The 18,645-nt window shown below is 53.9% G+C and carries 13 protein-coding genes, 2 tRNA genes and 1 rRNA gene; 5 read left to right on the top strand and 11 right to left on the bottom strand.

The window, feature by feature from the left end:
* Positions 1–6: 6 nt before the first annotated feature.
* On the bottom strand, positions 7–1,095 hold the full coding sequence (locus RHM61_RS06685; protein ID WP_322250351.1) for a catalase family protein: 1,089 nt from the start codon (positions 1,093–1,095) through the stop codon (positions 7–9).
* 221 nt (positions 1,096–1,316) lie between these two features.
* Between RHM61_RS06685 and RHM61_RS06680 the strand changes: the two genes are divergently transcribed.
* From RHM61_RS06680 to RHM61_RS06665, 4 genes are all read left to right on the top strand, one after another.
* The gene (locus RHM61_RS06680; RefSeq protein WP_322251051.1) at positions 1,317–2,162 is read left to right on the top strand and encodes a DMT family transporter; all 846 of its coding nucleotides are present in this window, start codon (positions 1,317–1,319) and stop codon (positions 2,160–2,162) included.
* A 256-nt stretch (positions 2,163–2,418) separates the two neighbouring features.
* Positions 2,419–3,558 carry a methyl-accepting chemotaxis protein gene (locus tag RHM61_RS06675; RefSeq protein WP_322250350.1) on the top strand — a complete coding sequence of 380 codons (1,140 nt, stop codon included), beginning with the start codon at positions 2,419–2,421 and terminating at the stop codon, positions 3,556–3,558.
* Positions 3,559–3,681: 123 nt separating this feature from the next.
* Positions 3,682–8,127, top strand: coding sequence for an EAL domain-containing protein (locus RHM61_RS06670; protein WP_322250349.1), 4,446 nt, complete (start codon positions 3,682–3,684; stop codon positions 8,125–8,127).
* Positions 8,124–8,537, top strand: coding sequence for a response regulator (locus RHM61_RS06665; RefSeq protein ID WP_322250348.1), 414 nt, complete (start codon positions 8,124–8,126; stop codon positions 8,535–8,537). The genes RHM61_RS06670 and RHM61_RS06665 overlap by 4 nt, the downstream gene beginning before the upstream one ends.
* 75 nt (positions 8,538–8,612) lie before the next feature.
* Here RHM61_RS06665 and RHM61_RS06660 read toward each other — a convergent pair whose 3' ends face one another.
* The 7 genes from RHM61_RS06660 to RHM61_RS06630 all read right to left on the bottom strand — a co-directional run bounded on the left by RHM61_RS06660 (position 8,613) and on the right by RHM61_RS06630 (position 16,808).
* The gene (locus tag RHM61_RS06660; RefSeq protein ID WP_322250347.1) at positions 8,613–10,946 is read right to left on the bottom strand and encodes a TonB-dependent receptor; all 2,334 of its coding nucleotides are present in this window, start codon (positions 10,944–10,946) and stop codon (positions 8,613–8,615) included.
* Positions 10,947–11,291: 345 nt separating this feature from the next.
* Positions 11,292–12,158 (bottom strand): helical backbone metal receptor, encoded by an 867-nt coding sequence (locus tag RHM61_RS06655; RefSeq protein ID WP_322250346.1) that lies wholly within the window; start codon positions 12,156–12,158, stop codon positions 11,292–11,294.
* Positions 12,151–12,927, bottom strand: a complete 777-nt coding sequence (locus RHM61_RS06650; protein WP_322250345.1) for an SDR family oxidoreductase — start codon at positions 12,925–12,927, stop codon at positions 12,151–12,153. The genes RHM61_RS06655 and RHM61_RS06650 overlap by 8 nt, the downstream gene beginning before the upstream one ends.
* Positions 12,928–12,985: 58 nt before the next feature.
* Complete coding sequence (locus tag RHM61_RS06645) at positions 12,986–13,687, bottom strand: thiol:disulfide interchange protein DsbA/DsbL (protein ID WP_322250344.1); 702 nt, start codon at positions 13,685–13,687, stop codon at positions 12,986–12,988.
* 86 nt (positions 13,688–13,773) lie between these two features.
* Positions 13,774–14,424 (bottom strand): SPOR domain-containing protein, encoded by a 651-nt coding sequence (locus RHM61_RS06640; RefSeq protein WP_322250343.1) that lies wholly within the window; start codon positions 14,422–14,424, stop codon positions 13,774–13,776.
* A 57-nt stretch (positions 14,425–14,481) separates the two neighbouring features.
* Positions 14,482–16,194: an arginine--tRNA ligase gene (gene argS / locus RHM61_RS06635; RefSeq protein WP_322250342.1), complete on the bottom strand. Its 1,713-nt coding sequence runs from the start codon at positions 16,192–16,194 to the stop codon at positions 14,482–14,484.
* A 137-nt stretch (positions 16,195–16,331) separates the two neighbouring features.
* Entirely contained in the window at positions 16,332–16,808 is a 477-nt protein-coding gene (locus RHM61_RS06630) for a DUF6622 family protein (protein ID WP_322250341.1), read from the bottom strand.
* A 165-nt stretch (positions 16,809–16,973) separates the two neighbouring features.
* Between RHM61_RS06630 and RHM61_RS06625 the strand changes: the two genes are divergently transcribed.
* Entirely contained in the window at positions 16,974–17,882 is a 909-nt protein-coding gene (locus tag RHM61_RS06625; RefSeq protein ID WP_322250340.1) for a recombination-associated protein RdgC, read from the top strand.
* A 139-nt stretch (positions 17,883–18,021) separates the two neighbouring features.
* Here RHM61_RS06625 and RHM61_RS06620 read toward each other — a convergent pair.
* The 3 genes from RHM61_RS06620 to rrf form a co-directional block, all read right to left on the bottom strand.
* Positions 18,022–18,098: transfer RNA gene (locus RHM61_RS06620), tRNA-Asp, on the bottom strand.
* Between the two features lie 34 nt (positions 18,099–18,132).
* A tRNA-Val gene (locus tag RHM61_RS06615) sits at positions 18,133–18,208 on the bottom strand.
* A gap of 205 nt (positions 18,209–18,413) precedes the next feature.
* Positions 18,414–18,526, bottom strand: a 5S ribosomal RNA gene (gene rrf / locus RHM61_RS06610).
* Positions 18,527–18,645 lie beyond the last annotated feature (119 nt).

Genomic DNA, 18,645 nt, shown 5'->3' with positions numbered 1-18,645 from the left:
CTTGCCTTACTCCTCCGACTTGAAAGTGGTGGTATTACCCCACTGAAAACGGCTGTTCTGGTTTTGCTGCTCGTCGGCATTCAAGCCGGGAATTTCCCAGCTCAGCGGCTCTTCGCGCGGCAAATGGTTATGCTGGTGGCGAAACGCTGAGATCGCCTCATACACCACGCGGCGCGCGCGGTTGATGCCACCCAGTGGGCGGTGCTCGGGCAAGGCCCGCCATGGCGTAAACGACATATCCTCACCGAATTGGCGCTGGATATCGCTGTTGAAACTCTGCCGTGGAATCCGTATCGTCGCCACTTTCCGAAATGGCGACAACTGCTCCGACCACAGCTTGCCCGGGTCTTCAATCGGCATTTGCACGGCATCGGTTTGCAGTTGCACGGAAAAATCGAATAAGGCATCTTCTTGCGTCAATTGCGCCACCATCGCATCGCGCAAAAAATTCACTTTGGCCGGATGCGGCAAGCTATCTATCGTGCGCGTGCTCGGTACCACCGCATACTTGACCGCCTGCTCGCCGAACAGATAGGGGGTGGTGCTGAAGTAACTGATGTGCAAAGGGTTGGCAAATTTGAGCATGGAATGCCACAGATTGTAGGCCACCCGCCAATGCGTGGCGAAATACCACAATATGGCAAGCACATTGCTGGTCATGGCTTTGATCAGACCGGCAAATTCGCGCACATTGGCGGTCACAAAGATATCGCTGCTGATGAGGATGAAATCGTGGGTACCGCTGACGTCGGTCGTATCGCTTAATTTTTTACCCGGTACGCCGAGCAGCTTAATCGCCATGCCACGGATATCGCTTTTGATATCGGGCTGTATCGTCCCGTTTTGATTGGAAAAGCGTATCCAAGCTTTATAGCGACGATTTTCCTTAAATACACCAACCCGTAAAGCCGCCGGCAAATCGGGTTCAACGATGAAATACGCGCGCACCAAACCATGCATTTTGGGATGGGCGTCGCGGCGCATGATACCTTGCGGATATTGCGCGGTAATTTTGGCTTGCAAACGTCGCCGCAAATCACTGACGTATTTTTCCTCGTCAGCGGGAATTTGTTCCGTGGCTAATGGTGGCGGCATAATTTTCCTCGTCAAACAAGTTGCAGTCCAACTTGATGTTAATCAATTAAGCTTCAGTTTATACGGGTTTTCCAAAGTCCACTCAAAAATTTACTTTTTGTCACTAACTAATCGCCGTCCCAATGGCAGCGCTTTCATGTAAGCTTGAAAACCTTTCCTTTCCGAAATTTCCCGTGATCAAAGTTCCCACTCTCACCTATGTCAAATTGCTCATCGTCGCCATGTGCTGGGGTGGCACCTTCATTGCCGGACGCCTGCTGGCCAACCACATACCACCGATGATCGCTGCGGCGCTGCGCTTTGCCATTGCCAGCGCGGTGCTGTTGCCGCTGGCGTGGCAACGTGAAGGCGGCTTGCCGAAACTGACGCGCGCGCAAATGCAAGCGACCTTCGCCCTCGGTGCCACCGGCATCTTTTTGTACAATATTTGTTTCTTCTCAGCTTTAGAACACATGGTCGCCGGACGTACCGCCTTGTTCGTTGCCGTCAACCCGATTGTCACGGCACTCGCGCTGGCCACCCTGTTCGGTGAGCGCTTGGGGGGCCAACGCTGGGCCGGCATAGGAATAGCGTTTATCGGCGCGGCCATCGTCATCACACGCGGTGATCCGCTCGCGGCCGTGCACGATCTGGCGCAAGCCTTCGGACCCGGCGAAGTCTTCATGAGCATCGCCATCTGCGCCTGGGCCGCTTATACCATCATCGGCCGCCACGCTCTGACCGGATTGTCGCCATTGGCCGCCACCACCTACGCGGCCTTGTGGGGGCTGTTGTTGCTCAGCTTAGGTGCCAGCACCGAATTGACGCGCTTCGACAGCGGCCTCATCACTTGGCCAGACCTTGCCGCGCTCGCCTACCTCGGCATCTTCGGCACGGTCTTAGGCTTCGTTTGGTATTACGAAGGCGTCAAAGCCATTGGTCCAAGCCGCACCGCAGTGTTCAACAACCTCGTGCCCGTGTTCGGTATCAGTTTCGCCGCCGTATTGCTGGGTGAACCGATCTTGATTTCCATGCTCATCGGTGGCGCACTGGTCATCGGCGGCGTGGCGTTAACCAACCGCAAATAAGCAGCAGCATCGCCCACGGAAAAGCGCAAAAAATTGCATCACAGAACGACTAACGGCTTTATTGTGGACTAAAACACACATTTCAGCACACTACAACAAGGCTGCCACCCACAGTCGAGAAAAAAAACCCATGCTCTTTTAACAAAAAGATTGCATTTCCTTGAATTCGGCCACAATATAGGTTGCTTGCGAGATATGTTTTCGCAGCCATTTTTGTTTGCAAATAGTTCATGCTGTGTCTTTTGGGATAGGTAACATGCAGAATTTTTCTTTCCGTAAACATGGCGATCTGCTGCTCGCATTGCTCCTCTTGGCAGCAGGCACACTGACGCTGCTATCACAGACATTGACTGTGCTTAATACCGTGGTTGGCTTGCTGATACTGCTTTGCGGCATATATCTGGTATGGTCACTACATACGGCACGACTGCGTGAAAACCTGACAGAGCAGCATAGTCCGGTACACAAATACGATCCGGCACCGGAATTACCGAATTTGGTCCATCACGTCTTGCCGCTCTGGGATGCCCATGTCGCCTCGGTCAAACAGCAAACGCAAACAGCAGTAGAAGAATTGATCGGCAGCTTTGCTTCCATGGTCAATGAATTCGATGCCGCCGGCTTTGGTGGCGTGGCTAATCTGGACAGCTCAAAAAACTCTGACGCCACAATCACCTTGCTGCAACTTTGCAAAAAAGAGCTGGCACCGGTGGTGTCGTCTTTTTCCAACATGATAGAAAGTAAAGACGAATTACTGCATTGCATACGCGATCTGGCAAAATCGACCAATGAACTCAATGCCATGGCCCAAGAAGTTGGACAAATTGCCGCGCAAACCAATCTGCTGGCCATCAATGCCGCCATCGAAGCCGCCCGGGTCGGCGTGCATGGACGCGGCTTTGCCGTGGTAGCTGGCGAGGTGCGCAAGCTCTCGCACATGTCGGCCGAAACCGGACGACGAATGACCGAGCGCGTCAAGAATGTGGCCGAGGTGATGAAAACCGCCTTAACGACCGCCGACCGTGCCGCCATTCAAGACAGCAAAGTGCTGGAAGTCTCGGGTGCCGTAGTACGCGACGTACTCTCGCATGTGGAAGCCATGGGCAGTGCTGCCGAAGATTTGCGCGCTCATGGCAATCATATTCGCGGCAATATCGAAGAACTGCTGGTCAGTTTGCAATTTCAAGATCGCACCAGCCAATTACTCGACGTGATACGTCAAGATATCAACAAGATGCAAGCGAACGTCGCGTTTGCCGGTGACATTGCGCTACCGGCTACCGAGCAATGGTTGGCAGACTTGCAGTCGACTTACACCATGAGCGATGAATACCGCAATCATGGCAACACCGATGCCAGCAGCGCCAACAACGATTCCGAAATCACTTTCTTTTAATTTGCTGTCAAGCTACCGCAAGAAAATCTGGCACATCCCGCAGCACGTCCAACATGGCGTCGGGCCTGGCCCGTGCTCTGCATTACGGTCATCTGACAGCCTACTTTGTGCAGTGGAGCGAGCATGCTTTTACCCCAACACAAGTCCAGAGTATTAGTCGTCGAAGACGACGAATTGCTGTCGCTGCAAATTCAAATTCGCCTCGAATTACTCGGCTATGTCGCCATTGCCGCTACCGCCTATGGCGAAGAAGCGACCGTACTGGCCCGGGAATTACAACCGGACATCATCTTGATGGACATCATGCTCGCCGGAGAACAAGACGGCATCGCCAGCGCCAATATCATTCGTGCCGAGTGCGGCATACCGGTCATTTTTTTAAGTGCCCAAAGCGACGCAGACATCCTGCAGCGCGTCAAACAATCCGATGCCTTCGGCTACATCATCAAACCGTTCACCGACCGCGAATTGCATACCGGCTTGGAACTGGCTTTATACAAACACCAGGCCGAAGCCAAACTGAAACTGAGCGAACAAAGACTGCGTGCCATTTTCGAAGCCGAACCCGACAGCGTCATCGTGCTCGATCGGCAGGCGTATTTGCTCGAAATTAATTCTGCCGGTCTGGCCATGCTGCAAGCTGAACAGATCGAGCAAGTGCGCGCTCATACGCTGCAAGCCTTCGTCGATCACAAATACCGGGCCGACTTCTTAGCCTTGTTCGATACCGTGCTGGCCGGTGGCAGCAGCATCTTGCAATTTGAAATCGTCACCCTACGCGGCCAGCGCCGCTGGCTGGAAACCCATGTGGTGCCTTTGCACGAAAATGCCAATACGCAAGCAATGCTGTTGGCCATTACGCGCGACATTTCCGAAGCCAAGCGCACCGAAGAAGCGCTGCGCCAAAGCGAGCTGGATTTACGCGAAGCCGAGCAAACCGCGCATGTTGGCCACTGGGTTTGGGAACCTGATTTCAAGCGTTTGACTTGGTCCAAAGAAATGGAATTGATTTGGCAGCGCGACCTGTCGCAATACCAAGGCGACATGGCACAAATGATACAGGCCACCGTCCATCCCGATGACATTAGCAACGTCGTGATGCATCAGAAAAATACGATCAAAGATCACAGCCTCGCTGCGCCATTTGAATATCGCATCGTCCGCCCCGACGGCAGCATCCGCCATATCTGGGCCATGCCCGGCAACCGTACCGTCAATACCGCTGGCCGCGTGCTCAGACTAACCGGTATCGTGCAAGATGTCACCGAACGACACCACGCCGATGCTCAACTGCACAAATTATCGCTGGCGCTGGAACAAAGCCCGGAAACCGTGATCATTACCGATATCCATCAACGTATCGAATACGTCAATGAATCATTTCTACGCACCTTCGGCTATGCGCGCGAGGAAGTCATTGGCCGCACGCCCAACATCATCCGCTCGCAACACACTCCCGATCCCTGGTTTCCGTCACTGTTGCAAACGCTAAAACAGGGATTAATCTGGCGCGGCGAATTTCACAATCAGCGACGCGACGGCAGCGTGATCATTCAATACGCCATCATCACCCCGCTGCGCCAGCCCGATGGCCGCATCACCCATTACGTCTCGGTGCAGGAAGATATCACTGAAAAGAAACGTCTGGCAGCCGAGCTCGATACCCATCGCCATCACCTTGAAGAATTGGTCGTCAGCCGCACCGTCGAGTTGGCCGAGGCGCGCCACTTGGCCGAAGCGGCCAATGAAGCCAAGAGCAATTTCATCGCCAACATGAGCCATGAAATTCGCAGCCCCATGAACGGGGTGCTGGGCATGACCTATCTGGCGATGGCAGCGACGAGCGATCCGAAACAAAAAGACTACCTGAAAAAAATTCAACTCTCAGGCCAACATCTGCTGCACATCGTCAATGACGTACTCGATTTTTCTAAAATCGAAGCCGGCAAAATGACCCTCGAAGCACTCGACTTCCGGCTCGAAGACTTGCTCAATGATTTGGCCAGCATGATGGGGAACAAACTCACGGGCCGCGACATCGGCTTTCGTTTCGACGTCGATGCCACGCTGGAAAAATACCTGCACGGCGACCCGCACCGCATCAGCCAAATTCTGATCAATTACACCAACAACGCGCTCAAATTCACCGAGCATGGCGAGATCGTGGTGCGGGTACGCAAAGTGCAAGATCTCGGCAATACCAGCCTGGTACGCTTTGAAGTCGAAGATTCCGGCATAGGCATGAGCCCGGCGCAGCAAGCCAAGCTGTTCCAAACTTTTGAACAAGGCGACAGTTCCACCACCCGCAAATATGGCGGCACCGGCCTGGGGCTGGCAATCTGTCGCCAACTCGCACGCCTGATGGGCGGCGAAGTCGGGGTCAGCAGCGAACTGGGGAAAGGCAGCATTTTCTGGTTTTCAGTACAACTGGATGCCGCCCATCCACCTGCCTGTGCGGCCCCCGCGCCAGCCGAATCATACCAGCCGAGCGAATTACAACTGTTGGCCAAACAGCGTGGTGGCATCACACTCTTGGTGGCTGACGATAATCTGTTCAACCAACAAATCGCCGCCGAATTGCTGGAAGCAGCCGGACTCACCGTGCTCTTGGCCAGCAATGGCCAACAAGCGCTGGAGTTACTGACAAAAAAAACGGTCGACGGCATACTGATGGATATACAAATGCCAGTCATGGATGGATTAGCGGCGACACGTGCCTTGCGCAGTCAAGAAAAATTTGCCCACCTGCCGGTGATTGCCATGACCGCCAATGCCATGGACGAAGACCGCCTGCAATGCCTGTCGGCCGGCATGAATGACTTCATCGCCAAGCCCTTCGAACCGGCCATCTTGTATCGGACCCTGGTGCGTTGGCTGTCAGATGCGCCGGCCGTCGCAAGCAGCGCCGACAGTCCGGATGCGCTTCGCCAAAGCGAGATCGATCCTGATCTCTGCATCGATTTGCGCGAACTGGAAAAACAACTGGGGCCGGTACCGGAAAAAATCTCTAAGTTCGCCAACAAATTCGTCGACTCGGCCCGACAGGGCTTGCTCGAACTCGATGCCGCCTGCGCCAGCCGCGACCAGCTCGCGCTGGCCGCGCTCGGCCACAAATTCAAATCGAGCGCGCGCACCGTCGGGGCGCATCAATTTGCCGATCTGTGCCATCGCTTGGAACAACTGCACGACGATACCGATGGCACGGCAGCATTGGCAATCGTGCGCTCGCTGCACGATTGGCATAGCCAAATCGCCCACTTCGTGCAACGCTATGTCGATGCCAAAGGCGATCCAGCCATTGTCTCCGCGGCAGCCATACGCGCGGCGCGGCGCCGCGCGGCCAATGCAGAATTACATGTGCTGGTACTGGAAGACGATGCCAATCATATCGAGATCGCCAACAGTTTTTTGCGTCAACTCGGTGTCACGCGCATCATCTCGTGCATGGATGGGCATCAAGCCCTGACCATGCTACGCACCTACCAACCCGATTTGCTGCTGTGTGATTTACATCTGCATGGCATGGATGGTATTACCTTCTTACGTCAAATCGCGGAACTCGGCTTCCAAGGTTCGGTCATCTTGGTCAGTAGCGTCGACCACAACCTGCTCAAGGCCGCCGAGAGTCTGGTCAAAGCGTATGGCCTGCATCTGCTCGGCGCGCTGAAAAAGCCTTTGCAAGCCGATGCGCTCGAACTCGCCTTGGCACAGCAACAGCAATCGCGTCCGGCACGCATCCCGTGTCAAAAAGAAGCGGCGCTGTCACTCGAAGAGCTGCAACACGGTCTGGAAAACGGCTGCGTCGAAATTTTCTACCAACCGAAAGTCTCGGTGCTTAACTGGCATGTGGTCGGGGCAGAATGTCTGGCACGCTGGCGTCATCCCGAGCGCGGCATCATCGGTCCGGCCAGTTTTGTGCCGGTGCTCGAAGCGCATGGCATGATCAATCAACTGACCCACGAAGTGCTGCGCAAAGCCGCCCAGCAGCTCGGCCTGTGGCAGCAGTTCGGGCAAAGTTTCAAATTATCCGTCAATGTCTCGATGGACGATCTCGACCAAGCCGATTTACCGGAACAATTTGAACACATCGTCACCAGCGCGGGAATTGAAACCAAGCAGATCACGCTGGAATTGACTGAGAGCCGCTTGATGGACAACCTCACCCTCAGTCTGGAAATTTTGACGCGTCTGCGTCTCAAGGGCTTCGGCTTATCGATCGATGACTTCGGCACCGGCTTTTCAACCATGGAAAATCTCAAGCAATTGCCAGTCACCGAACTCAAGGTCGATCGCGCCTTTGTCAACGGTGCCACCGATGATGAAGCGGCGCGCGCGATTCTCGGATCAAGCATACAATTAGGTAAAATATTCCGCCTCAATTTGGTCGCTGAAGGCGTGGAGACACAACAAGATTGGGATCTGATCGCCCATTCAGGCTGCGATGAAGTGCAAGGCTACTTCATCGCCAAACCCATGGCCGCCGCTGCCTTCGTCGACTGGAAAGCCGACTGGGATCAGCGCTTGCTGCAAACTGGCAGCACCCAACTACCCCTAAAGGATAAGCCATGACTAGCGTACTCCCCCTCAATTGTGAAGACCTGCATGTGATGGTCATCGACGATGATGATTTTCAAATCGACTTCGTTTCTGACCTCTTGGGCGAACTTGGCGTCAAGCACATCAGTACCGCGCTCGGCGGCCGGCTGGGTTTACAAGAATTCGACCGGTGCGAACGCAAACCGGATTTACTGTTATGCGATATCCAAATGCCGGAAATTGATGGCTTTGAAATGATGAAAGAGCTCAGCGAACGCAAGTACCAAGGTGGCGTGATTTTGATGTCTGGCCAGGGTGCGAAAGTTTTGTACTCAGCTTCCTTAGTGGCACAACTGGCGCGGCAAAATTTTTTAGGGACTCTGGAAAAGCCACTGCAAAAACATATGCTGCAAAGTACCATCAAAAAATTGATTGAAGCCTGAAACAAGGCTGCGCGACTTCTCAGTTCGCGCAGCCTTGTTTAGCAACCCGGGCCAGCCCGAGTCACATTAAAACGATCAGATTTTTCCGTTCAAACTCAAACCTATCGTCAGCGGACGAACCCGATAACCTTCATTCACAGATTGCACATTCGGGCGTTGTATCACCTTCTCGTTATTCAGCAGATTTTTTGCAAACAACGAAACTTCCCAATTGCCGTAACTGGCACCGACACTGGCATCGACCGTGTTATAAGCCGGACGCAAATAATCGGGATCGGTATGCGTCAAACTACCATGGCTGGCACCTACCCAATGCACCGCACCGCGCGCAAAACCATAGACATCGTTAGTGACATCGAAATTATACTGACCCGTCAGACTGGCATTGTATTTCGGCACGCCTTGGATAGGATCACCCGAGGAAGCGCCGATCGACGGCACATCGGTGGCCAATTTCGCATTCGTGTACCCGGCTGACAAACCAAGCAAAATATTCGAAGTCGGCTTGATCTTCATTTCCACTTCCAAGCCATAACTCTTGGCTTTACCGACATTGGTTTCATAATCGAAGCCGCAACCCGGTAATACTATATCCTGTTGTAACTGATTCCAATCGATGTAAAACGCCGCCACATTGAGCGAAACGCGATTGCCCATCAAACGCGATTTACTGCCGACTTCATAGCTCCACAATTTATCGGGATCGAACGAAGTCGGGGCCGCCGTAATATTAAGATTTTTAAAATCGGCAGCACAGACGGCCGCCGGAATCGCGCGGTTCTGTCCACCTAAGCGGAAACCCTGAGCCGCGCTGGCATACACACTGTTATTCGGATCGACTTGCCAAGACAAAGCAATTTTCGGTGTCGTCGCATTGAAATTTGAGCTGGCATCGGAATGTGTCGGGCCACCGGCAAAGAACAAGTCACCATCGCGCGAGAGCGAATCGGTGGCGCGTAAATAGCGCGCGCCGACCGTGGCACTGACAGTTGGGCTGAAGTGATACGTGGCTTCACCAAACAAGGCCGTTTGCGTGGTCTTGTAATGGCGTGCGCTGAAATACGAATTGTCGCCCGGGAAGGCGGAACCCAAGATGGCCGGATCGCTGATGCTGGCACCGGCATTCTTAAATGCGGTATTGATGCCGAATACAGGCTCGTTATCGACCACATCCGTTTTCAAATTCGAATAAAATACCCCACCTATCCAGGTCACAGGCGAGGCCGCGGCGCTGCCATCATACGGCTTCGAGGCCAAGCGAATTTCCTGCGAAAACTGACGCACCTTATTATTGAGATACACCGCCGATGGCAAACCCGCGACCACATCACCGAGACCGGCCGGTGCCGTTGCTGCGGCATTGATGACGCCACCGATGTAGGCGCTGTTGACGGTAGTGCCGTCTTGGGTGCGATTAAAGTCGCGTGCGAAATAACTCGACACCGCGACCAGATCGGCAAAGCCCATATCGTAATTGACAGTCACACTAGGCACGACCAATTTGTCGGTGCCCGGCTCGCGCACGGTCTTCGCGGTTTGATTACCGGGCAAGGCCAGATAAAATGCGTCAATATCTTTCGACTTCACTTCTTGGTACAACACCGAAGGTGTAATCGCCAAATCACGGGTCGGCATCCATTTCAAAGCGGCGCGTAATACCGAACTGTCTTCACTGTTGATCCCGCTGCTGATCACCTTGCGGGTAGTCGGCGAAACTTGGTCGACAAAGCCGCTGTTATGCCCCTGTTGCACACCGATGCGCAGCGCCAGTTCATCTTTAATCAGCGGCAAGTTGTAGACGCCATTGACCGTATAGTTGGTGCCACCACCCTTGGTCGACGAGAATTCGCTAGAAACCGTGCCATCGCGCTCTTTCAAATCAGGCTGATTGGTGATGAATTTGAGCGTGCCGCCCATCGAACTGGCACCATACAAAGTACCTTGTGGACCACGCAGCACCTCGATGCGATCGATATCAAACAATTTCGGTTCGGCGCTGCCCAAACTGTATAGATTGCGCGTCGTCATCGATACATCATCGAGATACACGCCAACCGTGCTGGAACCGGCCGAAGAACTGACGCCGCGAATTTCAATATTGCTCAAGCCGGAACCGGAACCGCTGGCACCGGAAAACGACACATTCGGCACGGCCCGCGTCACATCGCTGAGGTCAGTGATGTGTTGGCCAGCCAATTCTTCACCCTTCATGACGGAAATACTCAGCGGCACTTTGCTGGCGTCTTCTTTGCGTTTTTGCGCCGTCACTGTGACGGTTTCGATTTGATCCGAGCGCTTCGCATTCGGCGTTGCTGTGTCACTGCTTTGCTGGGCCCATGCTGGGCTGGCAAAAATCGACGAGACTGCCGCTGCGATACAGAGCAGCTTGCCGTTATATGTATTCACCATGGTCATACCTTTATCGTTAAGAGCACCAAAAGAAGACAAAAATTATGCCGCCCCGCGAAATTGCTACACATTTGTGCAAATTTCGACGACGCGGCCTTATGTCTTTTGTATAAGCAAAAATTATTCCGGCTGGCCATCAGGCAGCAAAATGGTGCACAGATACCATGCGTCGGAAAATCGTTCTCAATATGGACGAACAGGAGGAAAAAGATAGCATAGTGCTGAGCAGCTACAAAGCAGCGCGCCGTATGACTGTGGTAAGGATGTTGAAACTTAGCCGGCAGATAAGTTTTATGAAAATTATTTATACTGATTCAATTTGATATTAGACAAATTATTTTCAGTTTATTCAGACTCACCACGGCATAACTGCCCCAGATAGCCCAGGCCGGCAATGGCGCGACTGCCATACCAAGAAAGTCGCTCTCCATCGATAAGCAAGACCGGCTTACCAAGCTGCTTCTCCAGAACATCGACATGCACGGCAGTAAAACGATACGGCTCGGTCGAGAGGCAGACCAAATCGATCTGTTCGAGCATGGCAGAGTTCCAACTGAAGGCCGGATAGCGCCGCGTGTCGTCGCTTGGCGTCCAGCATTCCCAACCGATCAGCGCCAGCATCGCTGCAATATAGGTGGCGGCCGACACCGTCATCCACGGATCTTGCCAAATGCAGTACACCACCGTTTGTCGGGGTGCAGCCACAGGCAAGCGCGCCCACGCTAACTCAAATTCGGCGCATAGATGCTGCGCCGCCGGCATCACCTCAAACAGCGCGCCGAACAAACGATACAGCGCCAAATTATCGCGTGGCAGCAGTGGATGGGTGACGATGATGTGGGGAATGAATTGCGCCAACAAGGCCACCGTCGGCTGCTCGTTTTCATCGATATTAACGATCAAATGCGTCGGTGCCAACTGACGGATTTTTTCTATATTGACGTCTTTGGTGCCGCCGACTTTAGGAATCAAAGCCACCTTTTCCGCCGGGTGGATGCAAAACCCGGTACGCCCGACCACGGCCGCGGACAAACCCAAATCGCACAGCAATTCCGTCAAGGACGGCACCAGGCAAACAATGCGCGCGTCACGGGCCGCCACCGGATGATGGCGCGTACCGGCCGCGTCGGTCAGACCGGCCGCAATGGCAGCGGTGGCAGCGGTGGCAGCGGTGGCAGCGGTGGCAGCGGTGGCAGCAGTGACATCATCCATCGGCGCGCGCCTTATGCGGTGCCTTCTGCATGGCCCAATCATAGAGCCAGTTCGGCAGCAGGCGCAGTAATTTTGCCACCAGCCCCATTTGCCAAGGAATCACGCGGTAACTGCGACCGCGGGCAATCGTCTGCAAGGCCAGCGTGGCAAAGCGCTGCACCGGCATCAGAAACGGCATGGTGTAGGCATTTTTCCCGGTCATCGGCGTATCAATATAACCGGGTGCCAGCGTCACCACCCGAATGCCTGAGCGTTTCAATTCCACCCGCAAGGACTCGCAATAACTGATCACCGCTGCCTTCGAAGCACTGTAGGCAGCGGCACCGGGCAAACCGCGTATGCCTGCCACACTGGCGATACCAACCAGACGGCATGGCGTGTCAGCGGCATAGTTCTGCATGGCAGCGATGAAGGGAGTGAAGGTCGCCACGGTCGCCGTCAAATTGGTCGCCACCACCCGTTCAAACACCGCCAGATCCGCCGGCTCGGCGCTCAGCGTGCCGACCGAGATACCGGCATTGGCAATGACAACTTGGACGCGGCCGCTTTTGGCCAGGAAATCTGCCGCCGCTGCCGCCAGAGCGGCGTGATCATTCACATCGAGCGCATACACAGAGTGCCGCTCGGGATGGGCCAAACTGGCGCGCAGTTGTTGCAACTGCTCGCCACGCCGCGCCACCAAACCCAGGCTGGCGCCTTGCTCGGCATAGGCTGCCGCCAAGGCGGCCCCGATTCCCGATGAGGCACCGGTGATGAACACTGCTTGCATGGTCTCTCCACTCAAAAAAAAGTCCGCCAGTTGGCGGACCGATGTTCAACTTCTCAGCTTACTTCTTGACCGTAGCCGGTGCTGCCGATAATTTTTCTTTGGCAGCCTTGGCGACGAGGAAGTCTAATACCTGGATCACGGCACGGTTTTGCTGATCTTCGCTCACCCGCGTCACGGTCGAAACCGCTTGCGCTGGAGATGTAACGTAGCGGCCATCGATAGCGATGGTCGGCACGCTGTCGATCTGATACGACTCCATCAGTTGGGTAGCGCGGCTGAGCTTGCTGCTGATGGCGAAAGAGTTGTAAATATCGGAGAACTTCTGTTTGTCGATTCCCGATTTGGCAACGAATTCCATGATATCTGCATCGCTTTGCAAACGATTACGTTCAACATGATAGGCATTGAATGCCTTGGCATGGTATTCCTCAGTTTTACCCATCGCTTCCAAAGTGAAGTACAGCTTCTGTTGCGTGACCAAGCCATGAAAATTCACGTGCACGCGTTTGAAGACGATATTGTCACCCTGCTTTTTCACCCACTCGGCGATCACCGGCTCAAGAGCATTACAGTGCGGGCAGAAATAACCGAAGAATTCGATGACTTCAACTTTTTTCCCACTCTCGGTGGGCTGGGTACGACTCAATACCCGATACTCGACGCCGCTTTGCGGTGCGGCCGGACTCGCGCCTGCCCCACTGGCTAAGAAACCCAAACCGAGTAATAACAATCCACGCAGCACTTGACTCAATACACGCATTATTTTTCCTTTAAAAATGTCATTCACTCAGGCACAGCCGCAGCAAATCCAAGTCCAGACGCTGCATGGGCTACACCCGGTGGTAATTATTTCACTGTTCTTACTACCGCCACATCGACGCCATTCTCAGACAATCTGGAACGAGTTCGGTTCATTGTTTCAACACTGCCGAATGGTCCTATCCGTACCCGGTACATGGTGCCGGTATCCGAAGTCTTTTCCGTCACCTTGGCTTCAAAACCGAGCAAGGCTAATTTTCCGCGCGCGCTCTCGGCATCGGCTTGCTCTTTGAAGGCCCCGGCTTGCAGCGAATACGTATATTTATCATCACTCACTTCGGCCGTCGGCGCTGCTGCCGGCGGTTTTGCTGCCGGTGCCGCAACTTTCGGTTCGGTCGCCTTCACCGCTTGGCTATTGGCCAACTGATTCGCCGTCAACTCATCGGGCTTGGCCGCGGCATGCGGCACTGCTGCTGCCGCTGGTGCGGTCTCCGGCGCGACTTTGGCGATATCATGCGCCGTGTCTTTGCCGTATAAAGGTTTGTTCGGATCTTGCAGTTGCACTGAGGGTTGATCGGCTTTATCAGTTTTCAAGCCTTTATTGGTAAAAGGCGTGCTGGTCTTGGTAATCAACAATGCCACCGCAACCGCGATGCCCAGACCGATCACCAATCCGATGATCAGTCCGGTCAAAGTATTGCCAAGTTGGCGTTGCAATCGTGAAGAATGAGGTTTCATGCGTCTCCGGCAAAAAAAAGCTGTTCGATTCAAGGTAGAGGCAAGGGCCGCAGCCACTTACATTTTCGGTGGTGCCGACACGCCGATCAAAGCCAGACCGTTGCGTATCACCTGACGCGTCGCCAGCATCAATGCCAAGCGCGCCAATTTCACCGCCTCGTCATCGACCAACACCCGTTCAGCATTGTAATAGCTGTGCAACTCACCGGCCAGATCACGCAAATAAAACGCCACCTGATGCGGACCAAGTTCGTCGAGTGCGCGTTCCAGCGCTTCCGGGTATTCTGCCAGCTTGGCCAGCAAACTGGCTTCACGCGGTGCCGTCAATGGTGTCAAATCGACCTCGGCAAGTGCGGCAAAACCGGCTTCTTCAGTCGAGTACTGTGCCAACACCGAGCAAATCCGCGCATGCGCATACTGTACATAGTAAACCGGATTTTCATCCGACTGCGACAGCGCGACATCGACATCGAATACAAACTCGGTATCGGCTTTGCGCGAGATCAGGAAAAACCGCACGGCATCACGACCACGCACCACATCGCCATTACCTGACCAGTCGATCAGATCGCGCACCGTCACATATGAACCGGCGCGTTTGGAAATTTTGACTTCGGCACCGTCCTTCATCACCGTCACCATCTTGTGCAAGATATAGTCGGGATAACCCTGTGGGATACCGACATCAAGCGCTTGCAAACCGGCGCGCACGCGCGCGATCGTGCCGTGATGATCGCTGCCCTGAATATTGATAGCCTGACGGTAGCCACGCTCCCATTTACTCACATGGTAAGCCACATCCGGCACGAAATACGTATAGGTGCCATCTGACTTCTTCATCACGCGATCTTTGTCATCGCCGTATTCGGTGGTACGTAACCACAATGCGCCATCCTGCTCGTAAGTTTTACCGGCAGCCGTGAGTGCCGCAACGGTGGCGGCCACTTTGCCATCGACATACAAAGACGATTCCAAATAATAATGATCAAATTTCACACCGAAAGCCAGCAAATCGCTGTCTTGCTCACGACGTAAGTAAGTGACCGCAAACGCGCGTATCGATTCGAGGTCGTTGACGTCGCCGTTGGCGGTGACCGGCACGCCATTGCTGGCCGAAACGGTTTTTTTATCGAGAAAATCGCGGGCGATCTCGGCGATGTAATCACCGTTGTAAGCCGTTTCCGGCCACGCCGGGTCGCCCGGCGCATGGCCATTGGCACGCGCCTGTACCGACAAGCCGAGATTGGCGATCTGTACACCGGCATCGTTATAGTAAAACTCACGGGTAACCGCATAGCCTTGGATATCGAGCAAAGCCGCCAGCGCATCACCGAGCGCACCTTGGCGACCATGGCCGACATGCAGCGGACCGGTAGGATTGGCCGAGACAAACTCGACCACCACCTTTTGACCGGCACCGCGCCGGCTCTGACCATAGGTAACCCCGGCCGTCAGCACGGTTTTCACGATGGCTTGCTTGGCGGCAGTTGCCAAGCGGATATTAATGAAACCGGGACCGGCGATCTCCACCGCAGCAATCAAAGGATGCGCCGCAGCTTCGAGACTAGCAACGATCTGCTGGGCAATCTCACGCGGATTTTTGCGCAAAGGCTTGGCAATCTGCATGGCGATGTTGCAGGCGATGTCGCCATGTGCCGCATCGCGTGGACGTTCCAGCAAGACATTGGCCGACACGCTGGTATCGGCAATCAAAGGCGCAACAGCTTGTTGCAAGAGGCGGAGAATTTCTTGTTTTTGTTCAGCTAACATGGCGCATAGGGATCGTTGCGTTTAGCACAACTAATCTAAATAAGGACAGTCCTCATTATACTGTCTCCCCCGCGCCATGTCCGGCTGCATCTGCAGGACTCACACAGTTTGCGCAGCCTCAGGCCCGTTCGATGGTGCTACCAGGCTAAAATTGCCAGCAAGCGAGTAAAAAAGACCCCGTTCATGATACCGAATACCGCGCTGCACACGATAACAAAGCCGCTATCGTCACGTAATGCCGGCTGTACCGCGACGGCGATATTTTCTGCATACTTCAGAATAAAAATACTCAGCATCAGCGCCATCGGTATCCAACTGCCACGTATCCAAATCAATTGGCCCGACAGCTTGCGTAGCGCGCCCGCTGTTTGCAGGGGCAGCAGCACCAGTATGGCCAACGCGACTGCCGCAGCCCAGCTCCCTAGCGAGGCCCATTGCACACCGAAATGCCCAATCAAACCTTGCAAAGACAAGGCACCCATCAGCAAGGGCATGATGACTGCCTTGCGCACGCTGACTTCCCTGTCCTGACTGGCCTGGAAACCGCGACTGATCAAAAATGCTAACAAAGCCCAGACCCAGATCGGTGTGTGTATCAAGATTTGCTGCAACATGTTGTTCTCCCTGTTTGTAAGTTGTTGCCAGTATTGCCGCTACGATGTCGCGATACGAGATGAATGCGATAAAGCGCGCGAAAATGTCGCGAAGGCACGGCTTTATGGCCTCAGTTGCATGGTCTGGGCGTGTAGAATGTGAGCTTTTCTCCATTTGGAAATGCTATGTGGTTCAAGAATTTACAGGTTTTTCGTCTTAACGCGCCGTGGCACATCAGCGCCTTGGAATTGAATGCGCAGTTGTCCAGAATCGCCTTCGCCAATTGCGCCTCCAATGAAATGCAAAGTCAGGGATGGGCTTCGCCGCGCGGCAACGACATGCTGGTACACAGCGTCAACGAGCAATTTCTGCTCAGTCTGGCAACCGAGAAAAAATTACTGCCTTCGAGCGTGATCAATCAAGTCACCAAAGCCCGTGCACTCGAACTCGAAGAACAACAAGGTTTCGCACCAGGTCGCAAAGCCATGAAAGATTTAAAAGAGCGCGTGACCGATGAATTATTACCGCGTGCCTTTGCCATCACTCGCCACACCCAAGTCTGGATCGATCCGCTCAACCGTTGGCTCATCGTCGATGCTGCCAGCCCGGCACGGGCCGATGAAGTCATCAAACTGCTGCTCAAGTGCTGCGACAAGCTGCCGCTGGAAGGCTTACGCGTCAAATCCTCACCTCAGGCGGCAATGACGAGCTGGTTGCTGGCCAATGAAGCCCCGAAAGGTTTCACCATCGATCAAGATACGGAATTGAAGTCATCGAAAGATGACAAAGCCACGGTGCGCTATGTGCACCACAGTATAGATGCCGAAGATGTACTCAAACACATCACGGCCGGTAAGCAATGCACCAAATTAGCCCTGACCTGGGATGACCGCATCAGCTTCGTCTTGACCGACACGCTGGCGATCAAGCGCATCAAACCGCTCGACATCCTCGACGAAGATAAAGAATCAGGCAACGACAAAGATGCCCGTCTCGACAGCGACTTCATGCTGATGACGGCAGAACTGGCCAAGATGCTCGATGACATCGTCTTCTCGCTCGACGGCGAACTCGACGCTGCCAAAGCGGCTTGATTCCTGCGTGCACAAAGCAAAAAAGACGAACCGAGTCAGGTTCGTCTTTTTTTTGTGCATATTTCTGAAACAAACTTTTGGCTTGCTTCCGCAATAGTGGAAAAAGCCGCTTGCTTACGCAAACGGCTTTTTATTTTACTGGCGGAGCGGACGGGGCTCGAACCCGCGACCCCCGGCGTGACAGGCCGGTATTCTAACCAACTGAACTACCACTCCGAAACAACTTAACCTGGCTGCCTTCGTTTATCTGTGGTGGGTGCTGAGAGGCTCGAACTCCCGACCTACGCCTTGTAAGGGCGCCGCTCTACCAACTGAGCTAAGCACCCATATTCATGCTTATTCAGATAAACTCTTCAACGTGTGTCACCACGTCTACAGAAGCAATATTGTATTACAAACTGCACTGCTTGTCTAGTGGTCTTCGTCAAGTATTTCACGCTAATTACTGCGATAGCACTTACAAAATCCACCATTCTCACTTAAAAGCAAAACCCCCGCTCTCACAAGAGAACGGGGGCATGCAGAATAGAAGCCTGACGATAACCTACTTTCACACTGGTTGCAGCACTATCATTGGCGCGTAGTCGTTTCACGGTCCTGTTCGGGATGGGAAGGGGTGGGGCCGACTAGCTATGGTCATCAGGCATAACTTGTTGATTCATTGTGCACCTCGCTACACTGAGGCACGCAATCAATCCAATTCAGAAGAAGTAAAGTCTTAATAATCTTGTTATTATTTTTTGGTTATGATTTGTACCGAACA

Source organism: Undibacterium sp. CCC3.4 (genome assembly GCF_034347425.1).
Taxonomy (GTDB): Bacteria; Pseudomonadota; Gammaproteobacteria; order Burkholderiales; family Burkholderiaceae_D; genus Undibacterium.
This window is presented reverse-complemented; position numbering and strand designations above follow the sequence as displayed.

Excerpts from the sequence above, each read along its gene's own strand:
- RHM61_RS06665 (WP_322250348.1), top strand. The coding sequence starts at position 8,124 with ATGACTAGCGTACTCCCCCTCAATTGTGAAGACCTGCATGTGATGGTC.
- RHM61_RS06640 (WP_322250343.1), bottom strand. The coding sequence starts at position 14,424 with ATGAAACCTCATTCTTCACGATTGCAACGCCAACTTGGCAATACTTTG.
- RHM61_RS06660 (WP_322250347.1), bottom strand. The coding sequence starts at position 10,946 with ATGGTGAATACATATAACGGCAAGCTGCTCTGTATCGCAGCGGCAGTC.
- RHM61_RS06670 (WP_322250349.1), top strand. The coding sequence starts at position 3,682 with ATGCTTTTACCCCAACACAAGTCCAGAGTATTAGTCGTCGAAGACGAC.
- RHM61_RS06625 (WP_322250340.1), top strand. The coding sequence starts at position 16,974 with ATGTGGTTCAAGAATTTACAGGTTTTTCGTCTTAACGCGCCGTGGCAC.
- RHM61_RS06650 (WP_322250345.1), bottom strand. The coding sequence starts at position 12,927 with ATGCAAGCAGTGTTCATCACCGGTGCCTCATCGGGAATCGGGGCCGCC.
- RHM61_RS06680 (WP_322251051.1), top strand. The coding sequence starts at position 1,317 with ATGTGCTGGGGTGGCACCTTCATTGCCGGACGCCTGCTGGCCAACCAC.
- RHM61_RS06675 (WP_322250350.1), top strand. The coding sequence starts at position 2,419 with ATGCAGAATTTTTCTTTCCGTAAACATGGCGATCTGCTGCTCGCATTG.
- RHM61_RS06685 (WP_322250351.1), bottom strand. The coding sequence starts at position 1,095 with ATGCCGCCACCATTAGCCACGGAACAAATTCCCGCTGACGAGGAAAAA.
- argS (WP_322250342.1), bottom strand. The coding sequence starts at position 16,194 with ATGTTAGCTGAACAAAAACAAGAAATTCTCCGCCTCTTGCAACAAGCT.
- RHM61_RS06655 (WP_322250346.1), bottom strand. The coding sequence starts at position 12,158 with ATGGATGATGTCACTGCTGCCACCGCTGCCACCGCTGCCACCGCTGCC.
- RHM61_RS06645 (WP_322250344.1), bottom strand. The coding sequence starts at position 13,687 with ATGCGTGTATTGAGTCAAGTGCTGCGTGGATTGTTATTACTCGGTTTG.
- RHM61_RS06630 (WP_322250341.1), bottom strand. The coding sequence starts at position 16,808 with ATGTTGCAGCAAATCTTGATACACACACCGATCTGGGTCTGGGCTTTG.